Origin of the sequence: Streptomyces sclerotialus, from assembly GCF_040907265.1 — a bacterium.
Taxonomy (GTDB): domain Bacteria; phylum Actinomycetota; class Actinomycetes; order Streptomycetales; family Streptomycetaceae; genus Streptomyces; species Streptomyces sclerotialus.
Window position 1 is genome coordinate 8,182,403 of the sequence record NZ_JBFOHP010000002.1, and the last position, 19,348, is coordinate 8,201,750.

The following is a 19,348-nucleotide window of genomic DNA, read 5'->3' on the forward strand; positions in this document are numbered from 1 at the left end:
GCGTATCGTATGCGCGCCACAAGGTGTTCTGCCACGCACGTGGATCGGCGATGTTCACTCCCTGGTTCGTTCCTGGCCACATCGAACGGCCTCTCACTTTCGGCCGAGCAGCGTCGACAGTTGGGTGTACGTATGGTCCCAGCTCCATTGGCGCTGTACCCAGGCGCGGCCCTTCGCGCCCATTTCACGGGCGGTTTCCGGGTCCTGGAGCAGCTGGGTCAGGCGCTGTGCGACCGCATCGACGTCGCGGCCGTTGACGACGTAACCGGTCTCGCCGTCCTGTACGGCCTCGGGCGCGCCGCCCGAGTCGCCCGCGAGCACCGGCAGACCGGCGGCGGCTGCCTCCAGGAACACGATGCCGAGCCCTTCGACCTCGAGGCCGAAGCGGCGGGTGCGGCACGGCATGGCGAACACGTCCGCACTCGCGTAGGTGGCGGGCATCTCGGCGTGTGCGCGGCCGCCTTCGATGAGTACGGCGTCGGCGACGCCCTCCACGGCGGCCAGCTCGCGAAGCCCTTCGGCGTACGGGCCGTCGCCTACCAGGCGCAGGACGGCGCCGGGTATCGCTCGCCGGACCTGCGGCAATGCGCGGATCAGGGTGTCCTGGCCCTTGCGCGGCACCAGGCGGGCCGCGCAGAGAATGACCGGGCGTCGGGGAGCAATGCCGGTTTCCGGGGGCTCGTGTCCGCCGGAGACGGGGTGGAATGCCGACGCGTCCACGCCGGGTGCCAGGCGCGCCATCCGGTCCGCGACGCGTGGGCCGAGCGCGGCGGCGATGGGACCGCGGGTGGCGGGGCCGAGGTAGGTGACGGTGTCGACCGTGTCCGCTATGCGGCGCAGCGCCGTTCGCGCCCCTGGTGCGCGCGCCCACCACACTTCGTGTCCGTGTGTCGTGGCGACGATCCGCCGTACGTCCGTCTCGCGGCGCAGCCGACCGGCCAGCAACCCGAGCGGGGCCGCGGCCCCGAACCACACACTGTCGCAGTCGAACTTCCTTGCCAGGGCCACCGCTCTGCGCGCCACGCGAGGCGTCGGCAGCAGCGTGCGCGACCGGTCGCGGGCGACGGGGAACGCCTGCCGGGCGTCGAAGGCGGCGCTGCCGGGTGCGTCGGAGGCGTAGACGAGCACCTCGCCGGGCGGGAACCGGGCGGCCATGGCGTGCACGAAGGTTTCGATGCCGCCCTGCCGGGGCGGGAAGTCATTGGTGACGATGAGCGTACGGGGCATGCGCGTAGGCCTTTCGGGAGGTCGAAGCGGCGGTCTGGACGGGCTTCGTCCGGCGGTTCCGCTCCGGCGACGGCGACGGCGACGGCGACGGCGACGACGGCGACGACGGCTGCGCGAGCCGCAGCCACGCCACGAGGACGAAGGGGAGGAGGAGATAGCCGAACCGGGTCGCAGGCAAGAGACAGATGGCGAGGCCGAGGCCGACCGCGAGCCGGTCGGCCGCCGCTCGGGTGGAGAGTGGCGGGGCGACGGCCAGTGAGGCGGCCATGGCTACCGCCGCGGCGACGAGCGCGGCGACCGCGACGAGCCGGCCGCCGGGCAGGTGGGCCGCGAGGAGATGGCCCGGGAGCGGGCTGGCGGCGGGGGAGACCGCGTCGGTCAGGCCGAGTGGGAAAGCCACGGCGTTGGCGGCCAGTCCCGCTGGATCGGCGAGGGCGACAGGCACCACCGTGGCCGCCAGGACGATGAGGCAGCTGCCTGCGCAGTGCAGCGCGGGGCGCCGGCCGTACCGTACGGAGAGCAGCGCGAGCGCCACCGGTACCGCCGGCCAGGCCGTCCACTTCAGGGCCGCCGCGGCGCCCACGACCAGGCCCGCGCGCCCGCCGTCACCTCGCCCGGCGAATGCCGGTCCCAGGCAGGCCAGGGCAGCGACCGGCAGGTCTATGCCGCCCGTGGCCAGCGGCAGCGCCACGAGCGGGCAGGCGGACATGAGGAGTACGGGGACGGGCGCCGAGCGCCGGGCGATGCGCAGGGCAGCCGCCATGGTCACGGCGAAGACGGCGGTGAAGTACCAGCGGGCGTCGGTCGCCGGGCCGGGGCCCAGCAGCGCGGCGGGCAGGCCGAAGACGGACATGCCTGGCAGGTACGGGTTGTAGTCGGCGACGTCGGTGGCGTTCGCGAGATACGGGCTGCCGGTGTGCAGCAGCAGCCGCGCCGAGCGTTCGACGACCGCGACCTCCGGTTGTGCCCGGTCCGCCGCGACCAGTACGACGAGTGGCAGCAGCACCGCCCCCACCACCGCCAGGGCCGCCGGTACCGCGCTTCCGGAGCGCCGGGACCGGCCGGCGGCGAGCGCGGCGGCCGCGTAGCCGGCGCCGGCCGTGAACGCCCATACGCGGTGCGGTCCGAGGTCGGTCACCGCGCCCATGAGCAGCGCGCACCCCGCGCACAGCGCCCAACAGCGGCGCTCGGTGGGAAGGGGCGGGTGGCGGAAAGCGGAGAACATGACCAGGACGTTAGGGATCGGAGGGGGTCCGGCGCGTCGGAGCAGGCTCCGCTCTCTGCGGTCAACCCGTGGTACTACACGGTGTCGTTGGATCATCCTCGACGACGACGCGGCCTCGGGCGGCCGGCCCGAGGATGGAGGCATGAGGCTCTCCCCGCGCGCATGGTTCGCCTCCCCGTTCTTCCCGTGGGTCACGGGCGGGGTGCTGACCGTCCTCGCCGTCCCCGAGATCCGGCGCATGGACGCCATGTCACCGGTCATCCTGGCCGCCACCTTCGCGGCCACCGTCCCGTTGATATGGCGCCGCTCGCACCCGGCCGTCGCGTACGTGTCCGTGGCCGGCTCCTTCGCGAGCTGGCTGACCTGGGGCCAGCTGTGGGTGACCGCGTGCGTGGCCGGTTCCCTGGGCTTCTTCACACTCGCCAGGCACCGGGTGACCGCCCCGTTCGTCCTCGCTGCGTGCGGAGCGGCCGGTGCGTTCCTGGTCAACTGGCTGCGCATACTGCGCGGCTACTACGGGCAGTACGGGCCGGAAGCCCTCACCGCGACGCACTTCGTCGACGGCTTCATGATCGCGGTGGCCATCGTTGCCACGGTCAGCCTCGGCGACGCGCTGCGCAGCCGGGAGGAGACCCGTAAGGTACGCGACACCGCACAGGCCCGGCTGATCGCCGAGGAACGCCGCCGGGCGGTGGCCGAGGAACGTGCCGTCATCGCCCGCGAACTGCACGACGTGGTCGCCCACTCCGTCTCGGTGATCGCGCTGCAGGCGGAGAGCGCCACCTACACCACGCCTGACCTCTCCCCGCAGGCGCGCGACGGCTTCCAGCAGATCGCCGCCTCGGCCCGTTCCTCGCTGACCGAGCTGCGACAACTGCTGGGCGTCCTGCGCTCGGGCACCGCCGTGTACGGTGCCGCGCAACCGCAGCTGCCTGGCGGCGCGGACCTGGCCAGCGGTACGGCCCTGGCCAGCGGCGCGCAAGTTCCCGGCGGTGCGAAGCTGGGCGGTGCCGCGGAACTCCCCGGTGGCGTAGGGCTAAGCGGCGGTGTGGAGCCGGCCGGTGGTGCGTCCCTGGCCGGTGGCGCGAGGCTGGGCGGTGGCGCGGAACTCGCCGGCGGCGTGGAGCGAGGCGGTGGCGTGGAGCCGGCCGGTGGTGCGTCCCTGGCCGGTGGCGCGGAACTCGCCCCGCAGCCGTCACTCGCCGACCTGGAGCACCTCATGGCGCAGCACCGCGCGGCGGGCGGCAGCGTCACCCTGCGGACCGCGGGGGCGCGCGGTGACCTGCCGGGGACGCTGGAGCTGACGGCCTATCGGATCGTGCAGGAGGCGCTCACCAACGTCCGCCGCCATGCCCCTGGCGCGCACGCGATGGTGGACGTGGAGTACCGCCCAGGCCGGCTGGACCTGTCCGTCGCCGACGACGGCAGCGCGCCGGCGCCCGCGCCCCGCCCGGAGGCGGTGCCGGGCCACGGCCTCGCCGGCATGCGCGAGCGCGCCGCGCTCCTGGGCGGCCGGCTCACCGTGGGCCAGGAGCCGGGCGGCGGTTTCCGTGTCGCCGCCGAGCTGCCCGTACGGCGGCCCGCCGGCGCGGCGAGCGGAGGCGCGTCATGATCCGCGTCCTCATCGCCGACGACCAGGCCATAGTCCGTACGGCCATCGCCAACCTGCTGTCGACGCAGGAGGAGATCGAGGTCGTCGGCGAGGCGGAGGACGGCGCGGAGGCGGTACGGCTCGCCGACGAGCTGCGGCCGGACGTCGCGCTGCTCGACATCCGCATGCCCACGATGAACGGCATCGAGGCCGCCCGCATCATCCTCTCCCGGCCCGGCACCGCGACGAAGGCGCTGATGCTGACCACCTTCGATCTCGACGCCTACGTCTACGACGCACTGTCCGCGGGAGCCAGCGGGTTCCTGCTCAAGGACGCCACCTTTCCCGAACTCCTGCACGCGGTACGGGTGGTGGCTGCCGGCAACGCCCTGCTGGCACCTGAAGTGACCAAACGCCTCATCACGGAGTTCGTCCGCCAGCGCCCGTCGGCGGCCCGGCCGCACTGCGACGCCGGTGAGCTCACCACCCGGGAGGCCGAGGTGCTGACGCTCATCGCCCGTGGTCTGTCCAACGCGGACATCGCCCAGCGCCTGACGATCAGCAACCACACGGTGAAGACCCACATCAACCGCATCTTCACCAAGCTCCGGCTGGCCGACCGCGCCCAGGCGGTGATCCGCGCGTACGAGATGGGCCTGGTGGAGCCCGCCTCGTGATCGCGCCCGGCGCTCTTGCGCCCGGCACTCTTGCTCGCGAGGAGCGCGGCAATACCACGAGTCGAACCCTTATGCCCGGTATTTCGCTCAAGGTGGAAAAGGATGATGTGAGCGCGGTATGTCGTGGAGCATTCTTGTTGCGACAGTGACGCAGCCCGTCGGGCGGTGTATCGGCGGTCTCTGCGGCATGTCGTGCCATGGGAGAACAAGGGGGAGAAGAATGCGAAAGATCGCCAAGGCCGCTGCGCTGACGTTCGCCGTGGGAGCACTCGCCACGGTGGGTGCGGCCAACGCCACCGCAGCCCCGGCCGCCAGCCTGCACGGCTGTCCTTCTGGAGCCGTGTGCGTCTACCCGCAGAACGCCGGGTGGAACGGCGACCGCCCGTCGCTCGTCTTCTACAGCTACGGGGCCCACAACCTGAGCAACCAGGTCGGGCAGCATTACGTCCTGAACAACCAGACCGGGGGAGCGACGGCTCGCACCTGCACGGGCTACAACGGCACGGGGGACTGCCAGGGCTACATCCAGCCCGGGTACTACGTGGACAAGGACCTGACGCCGATCAACTCGATCCTCCTCGTGCGGCCGTAGTAACACCCCTACGGGGCACAGCAGTTCGCTCGGGCCGGGCCCCTCAGGAACAGGGGCCCGGCCCGGGCGCCGTCACGTCACCACTCCCCGCACCCCATCCGTACCCTCGCATCTCTGCTGGTCACAGGCTCGTGAGGAGATCGTCGAGCGGGTCCGGCACGTCGTCGAGATCGAGGGCTTCGACGAGAAGACTGCCGTAGCGGATCTTGCGGCCCTTCTTCGTGCCGAGGAAGCGCCGCAACTGCTGTTGCCGGGATCGGCCGTGTTGTGCGGGCTGGTTCAGGAAGGTCTGCCAGGGGCGGAGGTCACCCTCGGCCCGGACGATCTCCTCGACTCCTGCCGTGCCCAGTGCGCGGATGAGCTCGTCCTCCAGGTCCGCCACGCACACGAAGAAGTCCCGGTGCGGCGCTCTTGCCCGCTCCAGGCCGCGTTCGTAGAAGCGCTGCTCTCCCTTGTCGCACAGTCCGGCCAGGCGGAGGCCAAGGCCCGGCGGCCCGAGGAGGCAGGCGTAACGGCCGACGCTCATCGCTCCGCCCATCGGTACGACGCACACTCCCTCGGTGGCCAGGTCCCGGCCACGCCGTGCGGCCAGTGTCTCGACGGCCGCGAGGTCGCTCGGCCCTTCCAGCAGCACCGCCGTCCGCACCCCCAGCCGCACGGCCAGTTCACTCGCCGGCCCGCCGGGACCACCGGCCGCCCAGTCACTCACCGCGTCCCGGAACGCACCCATATCCGCCATGGAGCGAGTCTGCACCCCCGCCGACGGCACGGCACCCGATATTCGACGCCCCTCCTCGAACGCCCGGCCCCCGATTCGCGTTTGCCGTTCGCAGACGGTCCACCATGCCGTGACTGTTCGCTGCAACCGCCCAGCCCACACCGTTGCGTTGCCGTACCCGCGCCTTCTACTATCCTGAACATGTTCGGTGAACGCGTTCAGCCAACTCGTGCTGAACAGAAACGACGTACTACGGCCCGCGTCACAGAGGCTGCCGCACGACTCTTCCAGGAGCACGGCTTCCACGGCACAACGGTGCGTCAGATCGCCACGGCGGCAGGCGTCTCCGTAGGTGCCGTGATGGCGGTGGGGGACAAGGAGTCACTGCTGAGCCTGGTGTACGACCAGGCCATCGCCGCCCGCATCCCCGCGCCCCCGGAGGCCGGGTCCACCACTCCTGCGGTCGATTACCTGTCCCGTTACTTCCACCCGTTCATCGACCTGTTCGTCGAGCACGAAGAACTGGCGCGCGCGTACTTCCGGGCCCTGACCCGAGGCCGACCCGAGAACGCGGCCCTCGGCGGTCTGCGCACGCTGACCGAGGGCAATCTCACCGCCGCGATGGTGAACGCGGGCATGCCGGAAGCCCGCGCCCGGCTCGGCGCGCAGGTGATGTTCACCAGCTACCTGGGCGAGCTGATGCTGCTCGCTGCGGGAACCACCGATCACCAGCAGACGGCAACCAGAATCCGGCACACCGCTGAGTTCGTCACCGCGTGAGCGCGTGCGAGCCGAGTTCGCCACCGCGCAGGAAAGGTAATCCCCGATGTCTCTCTCCGAACTTCCCTCTCCGGTCTGGCCGGTCCTGGTCCTGCTCGTGACGCAAGCCGGCGACGCCGTGATGATGCTGCGCCCGCCGAAGTTCATAGTCGACTGCCTGGAAGGCGTACGGTTCCCGCGCGACTGGTGGTGGGCCCTGACCACGGCCAAGCTGGCCTCGGTCGCGGGGCTCCTCGCCGGGCTCTGGGTGCCCGGCGTCGCCATGACGACCACCGCGGCCATCGTGGTGTACTTCCTCGCGGCCGCCGTCGCCCACCTTCGTGCGAGAGCCCTGAACTCCGCGTTCTGGATCAACTGCCTCGGCATGCTCCTGCTCTCCCTGGCCGTACTCGTGGTGAGCTTCGTGCGCTTGTGACACGCCATGGGCGCAGCCACTGTGTCAGGGGGCAGAGCACCGAGCTCAGCTCCTGGACCGTGGTGTGTCTCAGCGTGCCGGTGCTGACGGCCACCCTGGGACGCAACAGGCCATACGTGAACGCGCACGGCGCCGCGGTGTCGAACACGTCCACTTCACTCTGCAGCCCCGCTCGGAGAGCCGCAGCCTCGAGCGCCCTGGCTTCGTCCGGCGAGCGCGCCGCGACCCGTTCCTGCACTGCGCGCCGCAGTTGCCGGCTTGCGCGCAGCCCGTGCCACAGCCGTCCGGTCGAACGGGCGGCGCCACCGACGGACAGGGCGAGCAGCGCCGCTCCCGCCCAGAACGGTCCGGAGCTGCAGCGTATCCACTCCGCGGTGCGCGATCTGCCAGGCGAGAGCCATCCCGAGACAGCATGTGACGAACGTGACCGCAGCGCAGAGCCCGACGGTGAAGACGACCAGCAGCCAGAACGCCCTGTCCCCGCCGCAGCGCACCGGCGGTGTATCCGTCATGGGGCCTCCGCCAGCAACCGACGCAGCCGCTCACGCAGCTCCGGATCGAGGGAAGCCTCGGCCGCGAAGTGCGCGACCGCGCTCTCCCCGTGCGTGCGCAACACCTCTCGTACGGCGAGCGCAGCCTCGTCGGCGACGGCCGGTGTGTACTCGTACCCGCGGCCGTGACGCGACCGGTCGAGCATGCCCTTCTCGGCAAGGCGAGTCATGACGGTCATCACCGTCGTGTACGCGAGCGGCCGCGGACGACTTTCGTTCAGCACGTCCAGCACCTCACGCACGGACATCGGGCGCTTCTCGCGCCAGCACGCCTGCATGACGTCGTTCTCCAGTGCCCCCAGGGTCACCGTGATCACCTTCCCGAGCCGGTGCCTACTATGCGAGCGTAGTACGCGGTTCGGGCGGGGAGGCGCCCCAGCCAGCGGACGAGCGGCCCGCCGAGCAGGTCGAGCACCTGGCCGCCCGCGATGCCGAGGATCACGGAGGCGCCCGCACCTCCTTCCCCCCTGGACCTCCTTCCCCCCCTGGACCGGCGCGTCCAGCTGCCTTGCTCGTCCCCACTCTCGACCAGCCCCTCGACCGCCTCCTGGCCCTCTTCCGCCGGCACACCTGGCGACCAGCAGGGAGCCGGCCGGAGTCCTTCGGTATGGTCGGGTCCGGAGGTCATATCTGTGCGTGTGAGCCGGAAGATGCAAGCGGCCGGTGCCTGGGGGCACCTGCTGCTCGTCGTCGTGCTCGCGCTGGGGATCTTCGTGATGCACACGCTGGGTCACCCGAAGGACACCTCCGGGACCGGTACGCCCATGGAGAGGGGAGCGGCCGCGCACGGTGTTGTCGCGAGCGCCCACCCGGACCATGGCATGGATGCGGCTACGACACCGACAGTCGTCGTTGCCCCGCAGGCCGCGGACCACGACGCGAAGGCGTCTTCGCACACCCCCGGCATGGCGATGGACATGACCTCGCTGTGCGTGGCCGTGCTCGGCACGTGGGTCCTGGCCGGCCTCCTCTGGGCGGCGCTCCGCCGCAGGACGGACTGGCTGGTACGGCTTCGTGCCGGTCTCCTGGCCGCCCTGCGTCCCGAGCCGCCACCGCGCAGACCCGTCCTCGCTCGCCTGTCAGTCCTGCGGATATAGGCCGAACACCATCGCGGGCGCTTTCCGCTGCCCGCATTGCCTGTTCGCCACCCATTTCGCAACGACAGACAAGCACGAGGTTTCCTGTCATGAACGCCATCAAGCGAAGCATCCACCGTCCGCGAACCCGCCGTATCGCCCTGGTCGGCACCGTTGCCGCCGCGGGGTTGCTCCTCGCCGCCTGTGGCGGCAACGACGACATGAGCGGCATGGATCACGGGAGCAAGAGCCCCTCGGCGAGTGTCACCTCCGGGAGCAACCCGGCACCGGGCGCGTTCAACGACGCGGACGTGATGTTCGCGCAGATGATGATCCCCCATCACGAGCAGGCCGTGAAGATGTCGCAGCTCGCCGACGGCCGAGCCAAGGACGCCGAGGTCAAGGACCTCGCCGGGGAGATCGAGAAGGCCCAGGGCCCCGAGATCGAGAAGATGAAGTCCTGGCTCAAGGCGTGGGGCGAGCCCACGTCGCCCAGCGGCGGCATGGATCACAGCGGCATGCCCGGGATGGACCACGGCTCCGGGAGCTCCGAGGGCTCCGGCATGTCCGGGATGATGTCCGACAAGGACATGAAGGAGCTCAAGGCCGCCAAGGGCACGGACTTCGACAAGATGTTCGCCAAGATGATGATCGACCACCACAACGGTGCGATCGACATGGCCAAGGACGAGCAGAAGAACGGCAAGAACACCACGGCGAAGAAGCTCGCCGGTGACGTGGTCAAGGCCCAGTCCACCGAGGTCGACCAGCTGAACAAGATCCTCGACCGGCTCTGACCAAGCGGTTCACGAGTCGACCGCGGGCCTCTGCAGAGACGGCCCGCGGTCGACCCGTCGCTCTTGCCATCAGCTCCGCCGACACCGGCCCATCGCCCCTGCCGACACCGGTTCGCCGCACATCGACCCGGTGCGGCCACACGATCATCAGGACCCTCCCATGAACATGCGCCCGAACAAGCGCCCTGTTGCCCTGGCCGCATTCGCTGCGGCTCTCGCGCTCACCCTCAGCGCCTGCTCCGACGACAGCGCTGACAGCGGCGGAGACGAGCCCTCCGCCACCGTGATCAGCCACATCCACGGCCTCGGCATCGACCCGGCCGACGGCAAGCTCCACGTCGCCACTCACCAAGGCATCTACACCCCGGGCAAGGACGGTGCCCCGCAACTCGTCGGCGACCGCAAGGACGACTTCATGGGCTTCACCGTGACCAAGGCCGGCACCTTCGTGGCCAGCGGTCATCCGGCCCCCGGAGACGACGCACCCGGCAACCTCGGCCTCATCGAGAGCACCGATGCCGGCAAGACCTGGAAGGACACGTCGCTCAGCGGCGACGTCGACTTCCACGCCCTCGACTACGCCGACGGCACCCTCTACGGCTACGACAGCATGAGCGGCCTCCTGCGTGCCAGCAAGGACGGCGTGAACTGGGAGAAGCGCGGCACCCTTCAGGCCCTCGACATCGCGGTTGCTCCCAAGGACACCGACACGGTCCTGGCCACCACGGAGCAGGGGGTGGCCAGGAGCACCGACGGCGGTAAGACCTTCCGCCATGGCAAGGCCCCCGTCATGGCGTTCGTGTCCTGGCCCGCCCCGGACACCCTGTACGGCATCGACCCCTCCGGTGCGCTCAGCCTCAGCCGTGATGAGGGCCGCTCCTGGAAGAAGGTCTCGACGGTCCCCGGCGGGCAGCCGCAGGCTCTCACCGCCGTCGACGCCAAGCACGTCGTCGCCGCCACCCAGAGCGGGGTCCACGAATCGAAGGACGGCGGTGAAACCTTCACCAGGCGTCTCGCCGTGGTATCCGGCGGCGATCACTGACAGGTCCTGCTGCCGCGGCGTGGTTCAGCCGCCGCGGCAGCGCCTTACCCGCCGTTGTGCTCTGGGGCGACGGAACCTTCGAGCGCTTCGGTGATGTGGGCGATGGCGTTCTCCCGGGTCGCCTGTGGGCCTGGACGGAGGCGGAGTCTCCAGCACGGGTACTTCCGGAGGAACCACCAAGTGCCGACCGGGCCGTTGCGCAAGGCGGACACAAGGCAGGTGCGGAAGGTTTGTGTTGCGGTCGAGTAGTCGGTGCCGGGACCTCCGCGTCCTGGGCGGCCCGCTGACCGGCACGGAAGACATGGAGAAACTCGAGAAGTCCTCTGGGCAGGACTCCGACGCCATGTTCCTGACCATGACGATCGGGCACCGAGGGTGCGGTGAGGATGGCCGACCGAGTCGGGCACTTGCATCGGTTTTCGACGTTGGTCGGTGCGGTCATCCGTGTGGTTACCAGTCACAGGCATGGCGCGGGGCAGTGCGGCGGAGAGGGCGCCGGACTTCTCCGCCAAGCCGGTGCGACCGGGCCGGCAGATCGGCCGTGTGGCCCGCGGTGGGCTCCGAGCCGGCACCGGGTCCGAGCCGGATCGGAGTTCAGCGCGGGCCGCCTCCCTGATCGGCACCGTTCGCCGGTGGCGGCTGGGTGATGCGCCGGCGGCGCAGGCGGGAGGCGTTGGTGACCACCGACAGCGAGGAGAGCGCCATCGCGGCGGCGGCGAGGATCGGGCTGAGGCGAATCCCCCACAGCGGGTAGAGGGCACCGGCGGCGACGGGTACGCCGACGGCGTTGTAGGCGAGCGCGAAGAACAGATTCTGGCGAATGTTGCGCATGGTGGCGCGCGACAGCCGGACGGCGGTGACCACGCCGGTCAACGAGCCGGAGATGAGGGTGATGTCGGCGGCTTCAACGGCGACGTCGGTCCCGGTGCCGATGGCGAGGCCGACATCGGCGGCGGCCAGCGCCGGGGCGTCGTTGATGCCGTCGCCGACCATGCCCACCGTACGGCCCTCGCGCTGCAGCCGGCGGATCTCGTCCGCCTTGTGCTGTGGCAGCACCTCGGCCAGCACGTGTGCCACGCCCACCTGCCGGGCGATGGCCTCGGCGGTGCGAGCGGTGTCACCGGTGAGGATGACGACCTCCAGGCCGAGCCGGCGCAGTGCGGCGATGGCCGCGGCGGAGTCCTCCTTGACGGTGTCGGCCACGGCCAGCACTCCGGCCGGTGTGCCGTCGACAGCGGCGAACACCGGAGTCTTGCCCTGGGCCGACAGGCCGCTGGCGACGGGGGCGAGGCCGCCAGGGGCGATCCCGGCGTCGCCGAGCAGTCGGGCGGTGCCGACCAGGACGGTACGGCCGTCCACCGTGGCCTTGACCCCTTTGCCGGTGACGGAGTCGAACCCGTCGGCCTCGGGCAGGGCCAGGCCCCGCTGCCGTGCACCGGCGACGATCGCCGTCGCGAGGGGGTGCTCACTCATCTCCTCGACCGCGGCGACCAGCGCCAGCAATTCGTCCTTCCCGAAGCCGTCGACGGGGTGCACATCGGTGAGCGCGGGGGTCCCTGCGGTGACGGTGCCGGTCTTGTCCAGGACCACGGTGTCCAGCTTGTGGGCGGTCTCCAGCGCCTCGGCGGAGCGGATGAGGATGCCGGCGCGGGCGCCCTTCCCGGTGCCGACCATCACCGACAGCGGTGTGGCGAGTCCGAGCGCACACGGACAGGCGATGATCAGCACCGCGACGGCGGAGACCAGCGCGAGGGTCAGGGCCGGCGGCGGGCCGAGGGTGTACCAGAGAGCGAAAGCAGCGACGGCGATGGCGATCACGACGGGCACGAAGTAGCCGGACACGGCGTCGGCGAGCCGCTGGATGGGAGCTTTGGACGCCTGCGCCTGCCGCACGAGGCGGATGATCTGGGCCAGCATCGTGTCGGCACCGACCTTGCTCGCGCGCACGCGCAGCGCACCGCTGCCGTTGACGGTCGCGCCGATGACGGTGTCCCCGGCGCGCTTGATGACCGGCATCGGCTCGCCGGTGACCATCGACTCGTCCACCGGCGAGGACCCGGAGAGCACGGCGGCGACGACCGGCACCTTCTCACCGGGCCGGATCACCAGTTCGTCGCCGACCACGACGTCCTCGACCGGAATCTCCTCCTGGGTACCGTCACGGACCACCCGGGCGGTGCGGGCCTGCAGCCCCAGCAGGGCGCGGATCGCCTCACCGGTACCGGCCTCGGCACGGGCCTCCAGCAACCGGCCCAACAGGATCAGGGTGAGGATCACCCCGACCGCCTCGAAAGTACACCTTACGCACCTCGCTCGGCAGCAGCCCGGGGGCGAGGGTGACCAGCAGGCTGTATCCGTACGCGGCCGATGTGCCAAGCGTGATGAGGGAGTTCATGTCGGCGCCGCGATGCCGTAGGGCCAGCCAGCCGGTCGAGTGGATCGGCCGGCCGGTGTAGAACATCACCGGGGTGATCAGCGCCAGCTGCAGCCAGTGGTTCAGCAGCCAACCGGGCACCCAGTCGGCACCGAACAGCTCGTGCGTCATGACGGCGAAGAGCACCGGCAGCGTCAGCACCGCTCCCATGGTGACCCGACGGCCCAGGTCTTGGATCTCGGCACGGCGCTCGGCGGCTTCCGCCGCCTCCGCCTGGGCCGCGTTCTCGCCGCCCGAGGGCCGGTCCGGCGTACGGTCCCCGGCGAGGACCCGGTCCCCGCCACCGCCGGCAACGGCCCCTGGTGGCGTCCGGTACCGGTTCAGGTGCAGGCGCCGGCGCTCGTGCTGTCGATTCCGGTTCGACCAGCAGCGTGCCGTGGACCATGTTCATTCCGCACGCGAAGCCGTAGGACCCCGCCGTATCGGGACTCAGGCGCACGGTGGTGCGCTCGTACGCGGGCAGCCCCGCGCTCACGCGCAGGTCGGGGAAGACCACCCGGGAGGTGCACTCCCCGGACTCCTGCCGGTCGAAGACCAGCTCCACCGGCATTCCCTGCCGGACGCGGATGAGATCGGGGCGGTAACCGCCCCGCACGGTCACGGCCACGCGCTGCACCCCGCCCGCCACCAGAGCTGTGTGGGCAGGGCGCGGTCCGAAGAAGAACCATGCCAGGCCGGCGACCGCGCCGACCGCAGCGGCAACGACGACAAGATCGGGGACACTCACGGCGACCGCCTCCCTGCGTGGCTGCCCATCCTCGTCCGCCGCTACCCCTACCTGGCAGGGGCCGAACGGCCTGGCACTCAGGACCGCTCAGGCCCTGGGCGCGCGCCCGCGCGTAAGAGACCGTGAGTGGCAAGAGCCCCGTCCACCGGCAGCAGGCCGGAACGAGGCGCTCGTGCTCCGGAGGAGGTGGCACACCATGATGTTCTGGTACGACCACAACGTCAGCGGGTGGGGCTGGTTCGCGATGTCGGCCGGCATGCTGGTCTTCTGGGCAGTGATCATCACAGTCGCTGTCCTGGCCATCCGCGCTCTCAGTCGGCCGCACGAGCACACACATGCCCCCGCTGCCCCTTCGCCCGAACAGCTGCTCGCCGAGCGGTTCGCCCGCGGCGAGATAGATGAAGAGCAGTACCAACGCAGCCTGGCCACGCTGCGTTCCGGGCACGCCGGCGGCCCCTTCACCAAAACCTGACCACGGAGCCGGACGCAAGGCCCACAGGTCCCCGGACCAGCCGCCCTTGCGCAGAGGAGGCCCACGATGGAGGCCCACGATGGAGGCCCACGATGCAGAACAAGAAGCCCTACGGCTTGTACGCAATCGCACTCGCCATCTTCATGGTCGGAGCCCTCGCTCTCGGCGTGCCCGCAAGCACACTCGCAGTGTTGGCCATCGTCCTGGTCTGCCCGCTGATGATGCTGCTCATGATGCGCGGCATGCACGGCCATCAGGACCAGGGCGGCAGCTCCCGCAACGTCGACCGAGACCGGAGCGATCCGCTGGGTGAATCCGACCGGCGGCACCAGCGCCCCGAAGCCAGGCGTCCGTAGCGACCGCAGGGTCCAGGCATCTGTAACGACCGCAGGCGAGCGTCCGGCAGCCCTCCGGCAGCCCTCCCGTGAGAGATCAGCGAGCGATCTTCATCGGCATCGCGCATCGCCCGGGCGCCGCCGGTCCGCGGCTCGTTCGAGGAGGACATGATGGCCGATGCCGCATACGGGCTGTGGCCTCTGGTGGTGTTCAACACCCTGCTGTTCGTGGTGTTCGCGGCCGGCTTCTTCCACCCGAAGACCAGGCGGGACTGGCGGGCCATGGGCGCCTACACCGCCTTTCTGGCGGCACTGTTCACCGAGATGTACGGCACTCCGCTGACCATCTACCTGCTGGGCAGCTGGCTCGGCAACCGTTTCCCGCTCCTTGAGGACACACACGCCGGCGGACACCTGTGGAACGACCTGGTCGGCTGGACCGGCGACCCCCACCTGAGCCCCTTCCACCTGGCCAGCTATGTCGCGATCGGCGGCGGATTCTGGCTGATCGCCGCCTCCTGGAAAGTACTGCACACCGCCGCCCGGAATGGCGAACTGGCCACCACCGGCCCGTACGCCAAGGTCCGGCACCCCCAGTACGACGGCTTCCTGCTCATCATGACCGGCTTCCTGCTGCAGTGGCCCACCATCCCCACCCTGATCATGTTCCCGGTCCTCGTCGGCGTTTACCTCCGGTTGGCCCGCAACGAGGAACGTGAGGTGGCACGGCGATTCGGTGAAGAGTGGAGCGCCTACGCCGCACGCACCCCCGCCTTCTGGCCCAGGCGGCTCCGCACAGCGCCCACGCCCCGGCACCCGGACATCCCCGGAACGCACATCCCCCACCCGCCGACCGGCCGCAGGTGACCGCACGTGTTCCCGGCGCACCGCACCTGCGCTACAGCGGCGTGGCCCTGGCCTACAACCTCGCGGGCGCGCTGACGGGCTTCCTGCCCTTCCTCGCCACCGCCCTCCTGGACGCTGCCGGCGGCGCCACCTCCTGGCCCGCGGCCGTTCTCCTGATGGCCATCGCCCTGCTCACCGCGCTGGGCGGCCTCCTGGGCGAACGCCTCCGCGTACGCGACAACGTGACCACCGACTCGTCATCCGCTTCCTGACTCGGTGTCCCTGATCCGGTGCTCCTGACCTGGTGTTCCTGACACGGTGCCTGCCTGGGGCCGCCGCGCCGGCGGGGTCAGGCAGGCGGAAGTCCTGGTTTCTGCACCACCCGTGCCCCCCCGCCACCCCCCCGCCACCGGGCGGGGTCCGGCTGCCGACCCCGCCCTCGTACCCGGCTAGTGTGGATCGAGATCAAGCTGGCAGGCGCAGTGTGAAACGGGGGCGGAGTGCGGGCAACACACGCGGACAAGCAGGTGATCGACGAGACCGTCGGCGCGGTCAACGGCCTGACAACACGATGGGCGGAGACGGTCGCGAGCGGCACGGTGCTCTCCGCGGCCGGTGTGTGGCCGCTGCTCGCCTTCCTCGCCGACGGCGCGAGCGGCACGGCGCGCGACCAGTTGGCGGAGGCCGTCGGTCTGCCCGCCGACCGTGCGGCACACACCGCGCGGACGTTCCTTGTCGCGCTCGACGAACTCCGGGGAGTGGACGCGGCGCTGGGGCTGTGGACCAGCCGGAAGCTGAAGGCGCGAGCGGAATGGCTCGCGGGGCTGCCGCCGCACGCCCACCGCAACTTGACCGGTTGGCTCAGGTCCGACCGGAAGGCGCTCGACAGGTGGGCGGCGGAACGGACCCGCGGGCTGGTCAAGCAGATGCCGGTCGCCTTGCGCAGGGACACCGAACTGGTACTGGCGAGCGCGCTCGTCATGGAGACCGAGTGGATACGTCCCTTCGCCGCCGGTTACGCCTGTCCCCGTTCGGGCCCGTGGGAAGACCGCGAGCTGGCCGGGCTGCACCGCACCACCTCGCTGCTGGACCGCGTCGGCGTGGCGGACACCCCTGCCGGACACGTGACCGACCTCAGAGTGGTGGGCACCGCCGGCATGGACGTGCACCTGCTCCTCGGTGACGAGACCATGCCCCCGGGCCAGGTACTGAAGGCAGGCGTCGGCATCCTCGCCGGGCGGCACCACGTCGTACCGGGCGGCCGACTCCCGTACGGCACGGCCGGACCCGGCGTCACCGTGCACGAGGCGCGCCACTTCCGCCCCACTCCGCCGAAGCTCCACGTCAACACCGTCGCCTTCGACATCTTCGGCGAGCACGACCTGACGAGCCACGCCGGCCTCTTCGGGCTGAGCGCGGCGACCGACCGGTCCGCGGGCCACTTCCCCGGCATCAGCGACCGGCCGACGGCGATCGGCTCCGCCAGACAGGCGGCCACCGCGGCCTTCACCGAGAAGGGCTTCAAGTCCGCAGCGGTGACCGCCATGGCGCTGATGGCAGGCAGCGCCCGGCTCCCGGAGGAGAAGTACGTGACCACCGAGGTGTACGCCACCTTCGACCGCCCCTTCGGCTTCCTGGCCGTACACCGCCTCTCAGGCCTCGTCCTCGCGGCCGGCTGGGTCACGGAGCCGCAGCCGTACCGAGAGGAGGGAATCAACGGGTGACCGGCGGTGCCGACGGCGACGGTGGACGACGACGGTGTGGGGGTTCTGCTGCTGTGCGAGTACGCAATTCGGACGCCATGGGGCGAGGCCCTCGACGAGTGACACGGGAGTGTTCCTGACGGGGGCCGACCACCGGCACTCCGGGGAGTCTCTCTCCCTGCCTCCGCCAGTGGGTCACACCTGCTTGAGCAGCGGTGGGACGGTCGGTACTTCGGAGGCGTTGTCGATGTCCTCGGCGGTCATCCTGAAGCTGTCGGGGTAGGCCTCGCGCCGGGTGCGGCGGGCGGGTTCGCTGGTGCGCCAGCAGTAGAGGCACTGCCGGCATTGCAGTACCTCCCACACTCCGGGGACGGGCGAGGCGAAGAGCTGCTCGATCGTCTCGTGGGCGCAGCGCGGGCACATCGTGATGTCGGCCATGGCGGTTGTCGTTCCTCGAGTTCCTCGGTACGGGTGACGGTGGATCAGTAGCTGGTGCCGGGTCAGCGGTTGGCGGTGAGCTGCTGGAGCTTGGTGAGCCATGCGGCGGCCTCGGGCAGGTCACGGACCTGGTTCCCGTAGTTGCCGCGCCTGTCCGGCGCGACAGGGGTGGTGGCGTCGATGACGAGCTTGTCGACGATGCCGGGGGACTGGGCCTGCGGAGCGAGTTCGAGGACGGAGAGGTTCGGGACTGTGATCAGGTCTCCGGACGGGTTCATCTTCGTGGACAGCGCCCACATCACCTGGGGCAGGTTGAACGGGTCGACGTCCTCGTCCACCACGATCACCGTGGCCGCGTACCCGAGCCCGTGCGGCAGAGTCAGGACGCGCATGCCGACCGCCTTCGCGAAGCCCCCGTACCGCTTCTTCGTCGACACGATGACGACCAGCCCGTGGGTGTACATGGCGTTGACCGCCTGCACCTCGGGGAACTCGGCCTTCAGCTGCTCGTACAGCGGCACGCAGGTGTTGGCGGCCATCAGGTAGTCGATCTCGGTCCACGGCATACCGAGGTACAGATGCTCGAAGATCGGGTTCGTGCGGTAGGAAATCTTGTCGATGCGGATCACCGTCATGTTGCGTCCGCCCGAGTAGTGGCCGGTGAACTCGCCGAACGGGCCCTCGATCTCGCGCTTGCGGCCTTCGATGACACCCTCGATGACCACCTCGGAGCCCCACGGCACCGGCAGGCCGTGCAGTGGCGATTCGGCGATCGGGGCGGGGGCGCCGCGCAGCGCGCCGGCCAGCTCGTACTCGTTCTGGTCGTACTTCATGGGCGTGGACGCGACGATGGAGATGACCGGGTCATTGCCGAGCGTGATGGCGATGGGCAGGTCCTCGCCCTGCTCCTCGGCCTTGCGCAGGTGCTGGGCGATGTCGTGCATGGGCACGGGCTGGAGGGCGAGCTTGCGCTTGCCCTTGACCTCGATGCGGTAGATGCCGACGTTCTGCTTGCCGCTGTTCTCCGGGTCCTCGGGATCCTTGGAGACGACCGCGGCCTTGTCGATGTAGAAGCCGCCGTCACCGTCGTTGAGGCGGATCAGCGGCAGCACCTGGAAGATGTCGACGTCATCGCCCTCCTGGCTGTTCTCCGCCCACAGCGGGTCTGCCCGCCACTCCGGCGCGACCGGGAAGTCGGCCCAGCGGCGGATGAACTCGGCGACCTGCTCCTTGGTCCCGGTGCCCTTCGGGAGTCCCAGGGCGAGGGCGTGATTGGCCCAGGAGCCGTGCACGTTCATCGCGATGCGGGCGTCGGTGAAACCCTTGACGTTGTCGAAGTACAGGGCGGGGGCGGCGTCGCCCAGACGCGGCGCGGCGTTCGCGGCCGCGGCGATGTCCGGCTCCGGCATCACCTCCTCGGTGACACGAAGGAGCTGCCCTTCCTCGTCCAGGGTGTCCAGGAAACTGCGAAGGTCGTCATAGGCCATGGGGTGGCGCCTTTCTTCAGCTCTTCAGCGGTATGGGGCCTCATGGGGCCTCATGGGGCTCCATGAAGCCTCTTGCGACGCGGCGCGTTGCGGCGCGACGCGGTGCGTTGCGGTGCGGGGGCTCCGAGGTACGGAAAGGAAAGGTCGACTGGGAAGGCCGACTGGAAAGGTCGACTGGGAAAGTCGACTGGAAAGGTGGACCGATTCGGTCTTCC

Annotated in this window: 22 protein-coding genes and 1 pseudogene; 13 read left to right on the top strand and 10 right to left on the bottom strand. The window is 70.5% G+C overall.

Annotation, left to right across the window (positions count from 1 at the left end; translation table 11 throughout):
* Positions 1–93 precede the first annotated feature (93 nt).
* Both AAC944_RS36025 and AAC944_RS36030 read right to left on the bottom strand, forming a co-directional pair.
* Positions 94–1,227: a glycosyltransferase family 4 protein gene (locus tag AAC944_RS36025; RefSeq protein WP_030622304.1), complete on the bottom strand. Its 1,134-nt coding sequence runs from the start codon at positions 1,225–1,227 to the stop codon at positions 94–96.
* Positions 1,199–2,452: a glycosyltransferase 87 family protein gene (locus AAC944_RS36030; protein WP_196943267.1), complete on the bottom strand. Its 1,254-nt coding sequence runs from the start codon at positions 2,450–2,452 to the stop codon at positions 1,199–1,201. The genes AAC944_RS36025 and AAC944_RS36030 overlap by 29 nt, the downstream gene beginning before the upstream one ends.
* 142 nt (positions 2,453–2,594) lie before the next feature.
* Here AAC944_RS36030 and AAC944_RS36035 point away from each other — a divergent pair, with 142 nt between their 5' ends.
* The 3 genes from AAC944_RS36035 to AAC944_RS36045 all read left to right on the top strand — a co-directional run bounded on the left by AAC944_RS36035 (position 2,595) and on the right by AAC944_RS36045 (position 5,312).
* Positions 2,595–4,064 (top strand): sensor histidine kinase, encoded by a 1,470-nt coding sequence (locus tag AAC944_RS36035; protein WP_051872279.1) that lies wholly within the window; start codon positions 2,595–2,597, stop codon positions 4,062–4,064.
* Positions 4,061–4,720 carry a response regulator gene (locus AAC944_RS36040; RefSeq protein WP_030622311.1) on the top strand — a complete coding sequence of 220 codons (660 nt, stop codon included), beginning with the start codon at positions 4,061–4,063 and terminating at the stop codon, positions 4,718–4,720. The genes AAC944_RS36035 and AAC944_RS36040 overlap by 4 nt, the downstream gene beginning before the upstream one ends.
* Positions 4,721–4,940: 220 nt before the next feature.
* Positions 4,941–5,312 carry a hypothetical protein gene (locus tag AAC944_RS36045; protein ID WP_030622313.1) on the top strand — a complete coding sequence of 124 codons (372 nt, stop codon included), beginning with the start codon at positions 4,941–4,943 and terminating at the stop codon, positions 5,310–5,312.
* A 121-nt stretch (positions 5,313–5,433) separates the two neighbouring features.
* Here the strand turns inward: AAC944_RS36045 and AAC944_RS36050 are convergent, their stop codons facing one another.
* A complete protein-coding gene (locus AAC944_RS36050) occupies positions 5,434–6,051 on the bottom strand; it encodes a TOPRIM nucleotidyl transferase/hydrolase domain-containing protein (RefSeq protein ID WP_030622314.1) in 618 nt (205 codons plus the stop codon).
* 180 nt (positions 6,052–6,231) lie between these two features.
* Between AAC944_RS36050 and AAC944_RS36055 the strand changes: the two genes are divergently transcribed.
* Both AAC944_RS36055 and AAC944_RS36060 read left to right on the top strand, forming a co-directional pair.
* Positions 6,232–6,810 carry a TetR/AcrR family transcriptional regulator gene (locus AAC944_RS36055; RefSeq protein WP_030622318.1) on the top strand — a complete coding sequence of 193 codons (579 nt, stop codon included), beginning with the start codon at positions 6,232–6,234 and terminating at the stop codon, positions 6,808–6,810.
* A gap of 46 nt (positions 6,811–6,856) precedes the next feature.
* Positions 6,857–7,225: a DoxX family protein gene (locus AAC944_RS36060; protein ID WP_030622320.1), complete on the top strand. Its 369-nt coding sequence runs from the start codon at positions 6,857–6,859 to the stop codon at positions 7,223–7,225.
* Positions 7,226–7,733: 508 nt separating this feature from the next.
* Here the strand turns inward: AAC944_RS36060 and AAC944_RS36065 are convergent.
* Positions 7,734–8,084 carry a BlaI/MecI/CopY family transcriptional regulator gene (locus tag AAC944_RS36065; protein WP_368396691.1) on the bottom strand — a complete coding sequence of 117 codons (351 nt, stop codon included), beginning with the start codon at positions 8,082–8,084 and terminating at the stop codon, positions 7,734–7,736.
* Positions 8,085–8,089: 5 nt separating this feature from the next.
* Complete coding sequence (locus tag AAC944_RS36620) at positions 8,090–8,218, bottom strand: hypothetical protein (RefSeq protein ID WP_490368280.1); 129 nt, start codon at positions 8,216–8,218, stop codon at positions 8,090–8,092.
* A 196-nt stretch (positions 8,219–8,414) separates the two neighbouring features.
* Between AAC944_RS36620 and AAC944_RS36070 the strand changes: the two genes are divergently transcribed.
* From AAC944_RS36070 to AAC944_RS36080, 3 genes are all read left to right on the top strand, one after another.
* Entirely contained in the window at positions 8,415–8,873 is a 459-nt protein-coding gene (locus AAC944_RS36070; RefSeq protein WP_368396692.1) for a hypothetical protein, read from the top strand.
* Between the two features lie 89 nt (positions 8,874–8,962).
* Positions 8,963–9,649, top strand: a complete 687-nt coding sequence (locus tag AAC944_RS36075; RefSeq protein ID WP_030622325.1) for a DUF305 domain-containing protein — start codon at positions 8,963–8,965, stop codon at positions 9,647–9,649.
* A 160-nt stretch (positions 9,650–9,809) separates the two neighbouring features.
* Entirely contained in the window at positions 9,810–10,691 is an 882-nt protein-coding gene (locus tag AAC944_RS36080; protein WP_030622328.1) for a F510_1955 family glycosylhydrolase, read from the top strand.
* 594 nt (positions 10,692–11,285) lie between these two features.
* Here AAC944_RS36080 and AAC944_RS36085 read toward each other — a convergent pair.
* The 3 genes and pseudogenes from AAC944_RS36085 to AAC944_RS36095 form a co-directional block, all read right to left on the bottom strand.
* Entirely contained in the window at positions 11,286–12,968 is a 1,683-nt protein-coding gene (locus AAC944_RS36085) for a copper-translocating P-type ATPase (RefSeq protein ID WP_368396693.1), read from the bottom strand.
* Complete coding sequence (locus AAC944_RS36090) at positions 12,904–13,266, bottom strand: hypothetical protein (RefSeq protein WP_368397356.1); 363 nt, start codon at positions 13,264–13,266, stop codon at positions 12,904–12,906. Before AAC944_RS36090 ends, AAC944_RS36085 begins: the two co-directional genes overlap by 65 nt.
* Positions 13,267–13,546: 280 nt before the next feature.
* A pseudogene (locus tag AAC944_RS36095) lies at positions 13,547–13,852 on the bottom strand (cupredoxin domain-containing protein); the annotation flags it as partial.
* 196 nt (positions 13,853–14,048) lie between these two features.
* On the opposite strand from AAC944_RS36095, the gene AAC944_RS36100 reads away from it, so the two are divergent.
* The 5 genes from AAC944_RS36100 (at position 14,049) to AAC944_RS36120 (ending at position 17,229) form a co-directional block, all read left to right on the top strand.
* Positions 14,049–14,324: an SHOCT domain-containing protein gene (locus AAC944_RS36100; RefSeq protein ID WP_196943269.1), complete on the top strand. Its 276-nt coding sequence runs from the start codon at positions 14,049–14,051 to the stop codon at positions 14,322–14,324.
* A 92-nt stretch (positions 14,325–14,416) separates the two neighbouring features.
* Positions 14,417–14,680, top strand: a complete 264-nt coding sequence (locus tag AAC944_RS36105) for a DUF2933 domain-containing protein (protein ID WP_037773191.1) — start codon at positions 14,417–14,419, stop codon at positions 14,678–14,680.
* Positions 14,681–14,830: 150 nt separating this feature from the next.
* A complete protein-coding gene (locus tag AAC944_RS36110; protein ID WP_037773212.1) occupies positions 14,831–15,526 on the top strand; it encodes a methyltransferase family protein in 696 nt (231 codons plus the stop codon).
* On the top strand, positions 15,523–15,777 hold the full coding sequence (locus tag AAC944_RS36115) for a hypothetical protein (RefSeq protein WP_030622337.1): 255 nt from the start codon (positions 15,523–15,525) through the stop codon (positions 15,775–15,777). The genes AAC944_RS36110 and AAC944_RS36115 overlap by 4 nt, the downstream gene beginning before the upstream one ends.
* Before the next feature lie 228 nt (positions 15,778–16,005).
* On the top strand, positions 16,006–17,229 hold the full coding sequence (locus AAC944_RS36120; protein ID WP_368396695.1) for a serpin family protein: 1,224 nt from the start codon (positions 16,006–16,008) through the stop codon (positions 17,227–17,229).
* A 174-nt stretch (positions 17,230–17,403) separates the two neighbouring features.
* Here AAC944_RS36120 and AAC944_RS36125 read toward each other — a convergent pair whose 3' ends face one another.
* Positions 17,404–17,646, bottom strand: a complete 243-nt coding sequence (locus AAC944_RS36125) for a non-oxidative hydroxyarylic acid decarboxylases subunit D (protein WP_030622341.1) — start codon at positions 17,644–17,646, stop codon at positions 17,404–17,406.
* A gap of 62 nt (positions 17,647–17,708) precedes the next feature.
* Complete coding sequence (locus AAC944_RS36130) at positions 17,709–19,133, bottom strand: non-oxidative hydroxyarylic acid decarboxylases subunit C (protein ID WP_030622343.1); 1,425 nt, start codon at positions 19,131–19,133, stop codon at positions 17,709–17,711.
* Between the last annotated feature and the right edge of the window lie 215 nt (positions 19,134–19,348).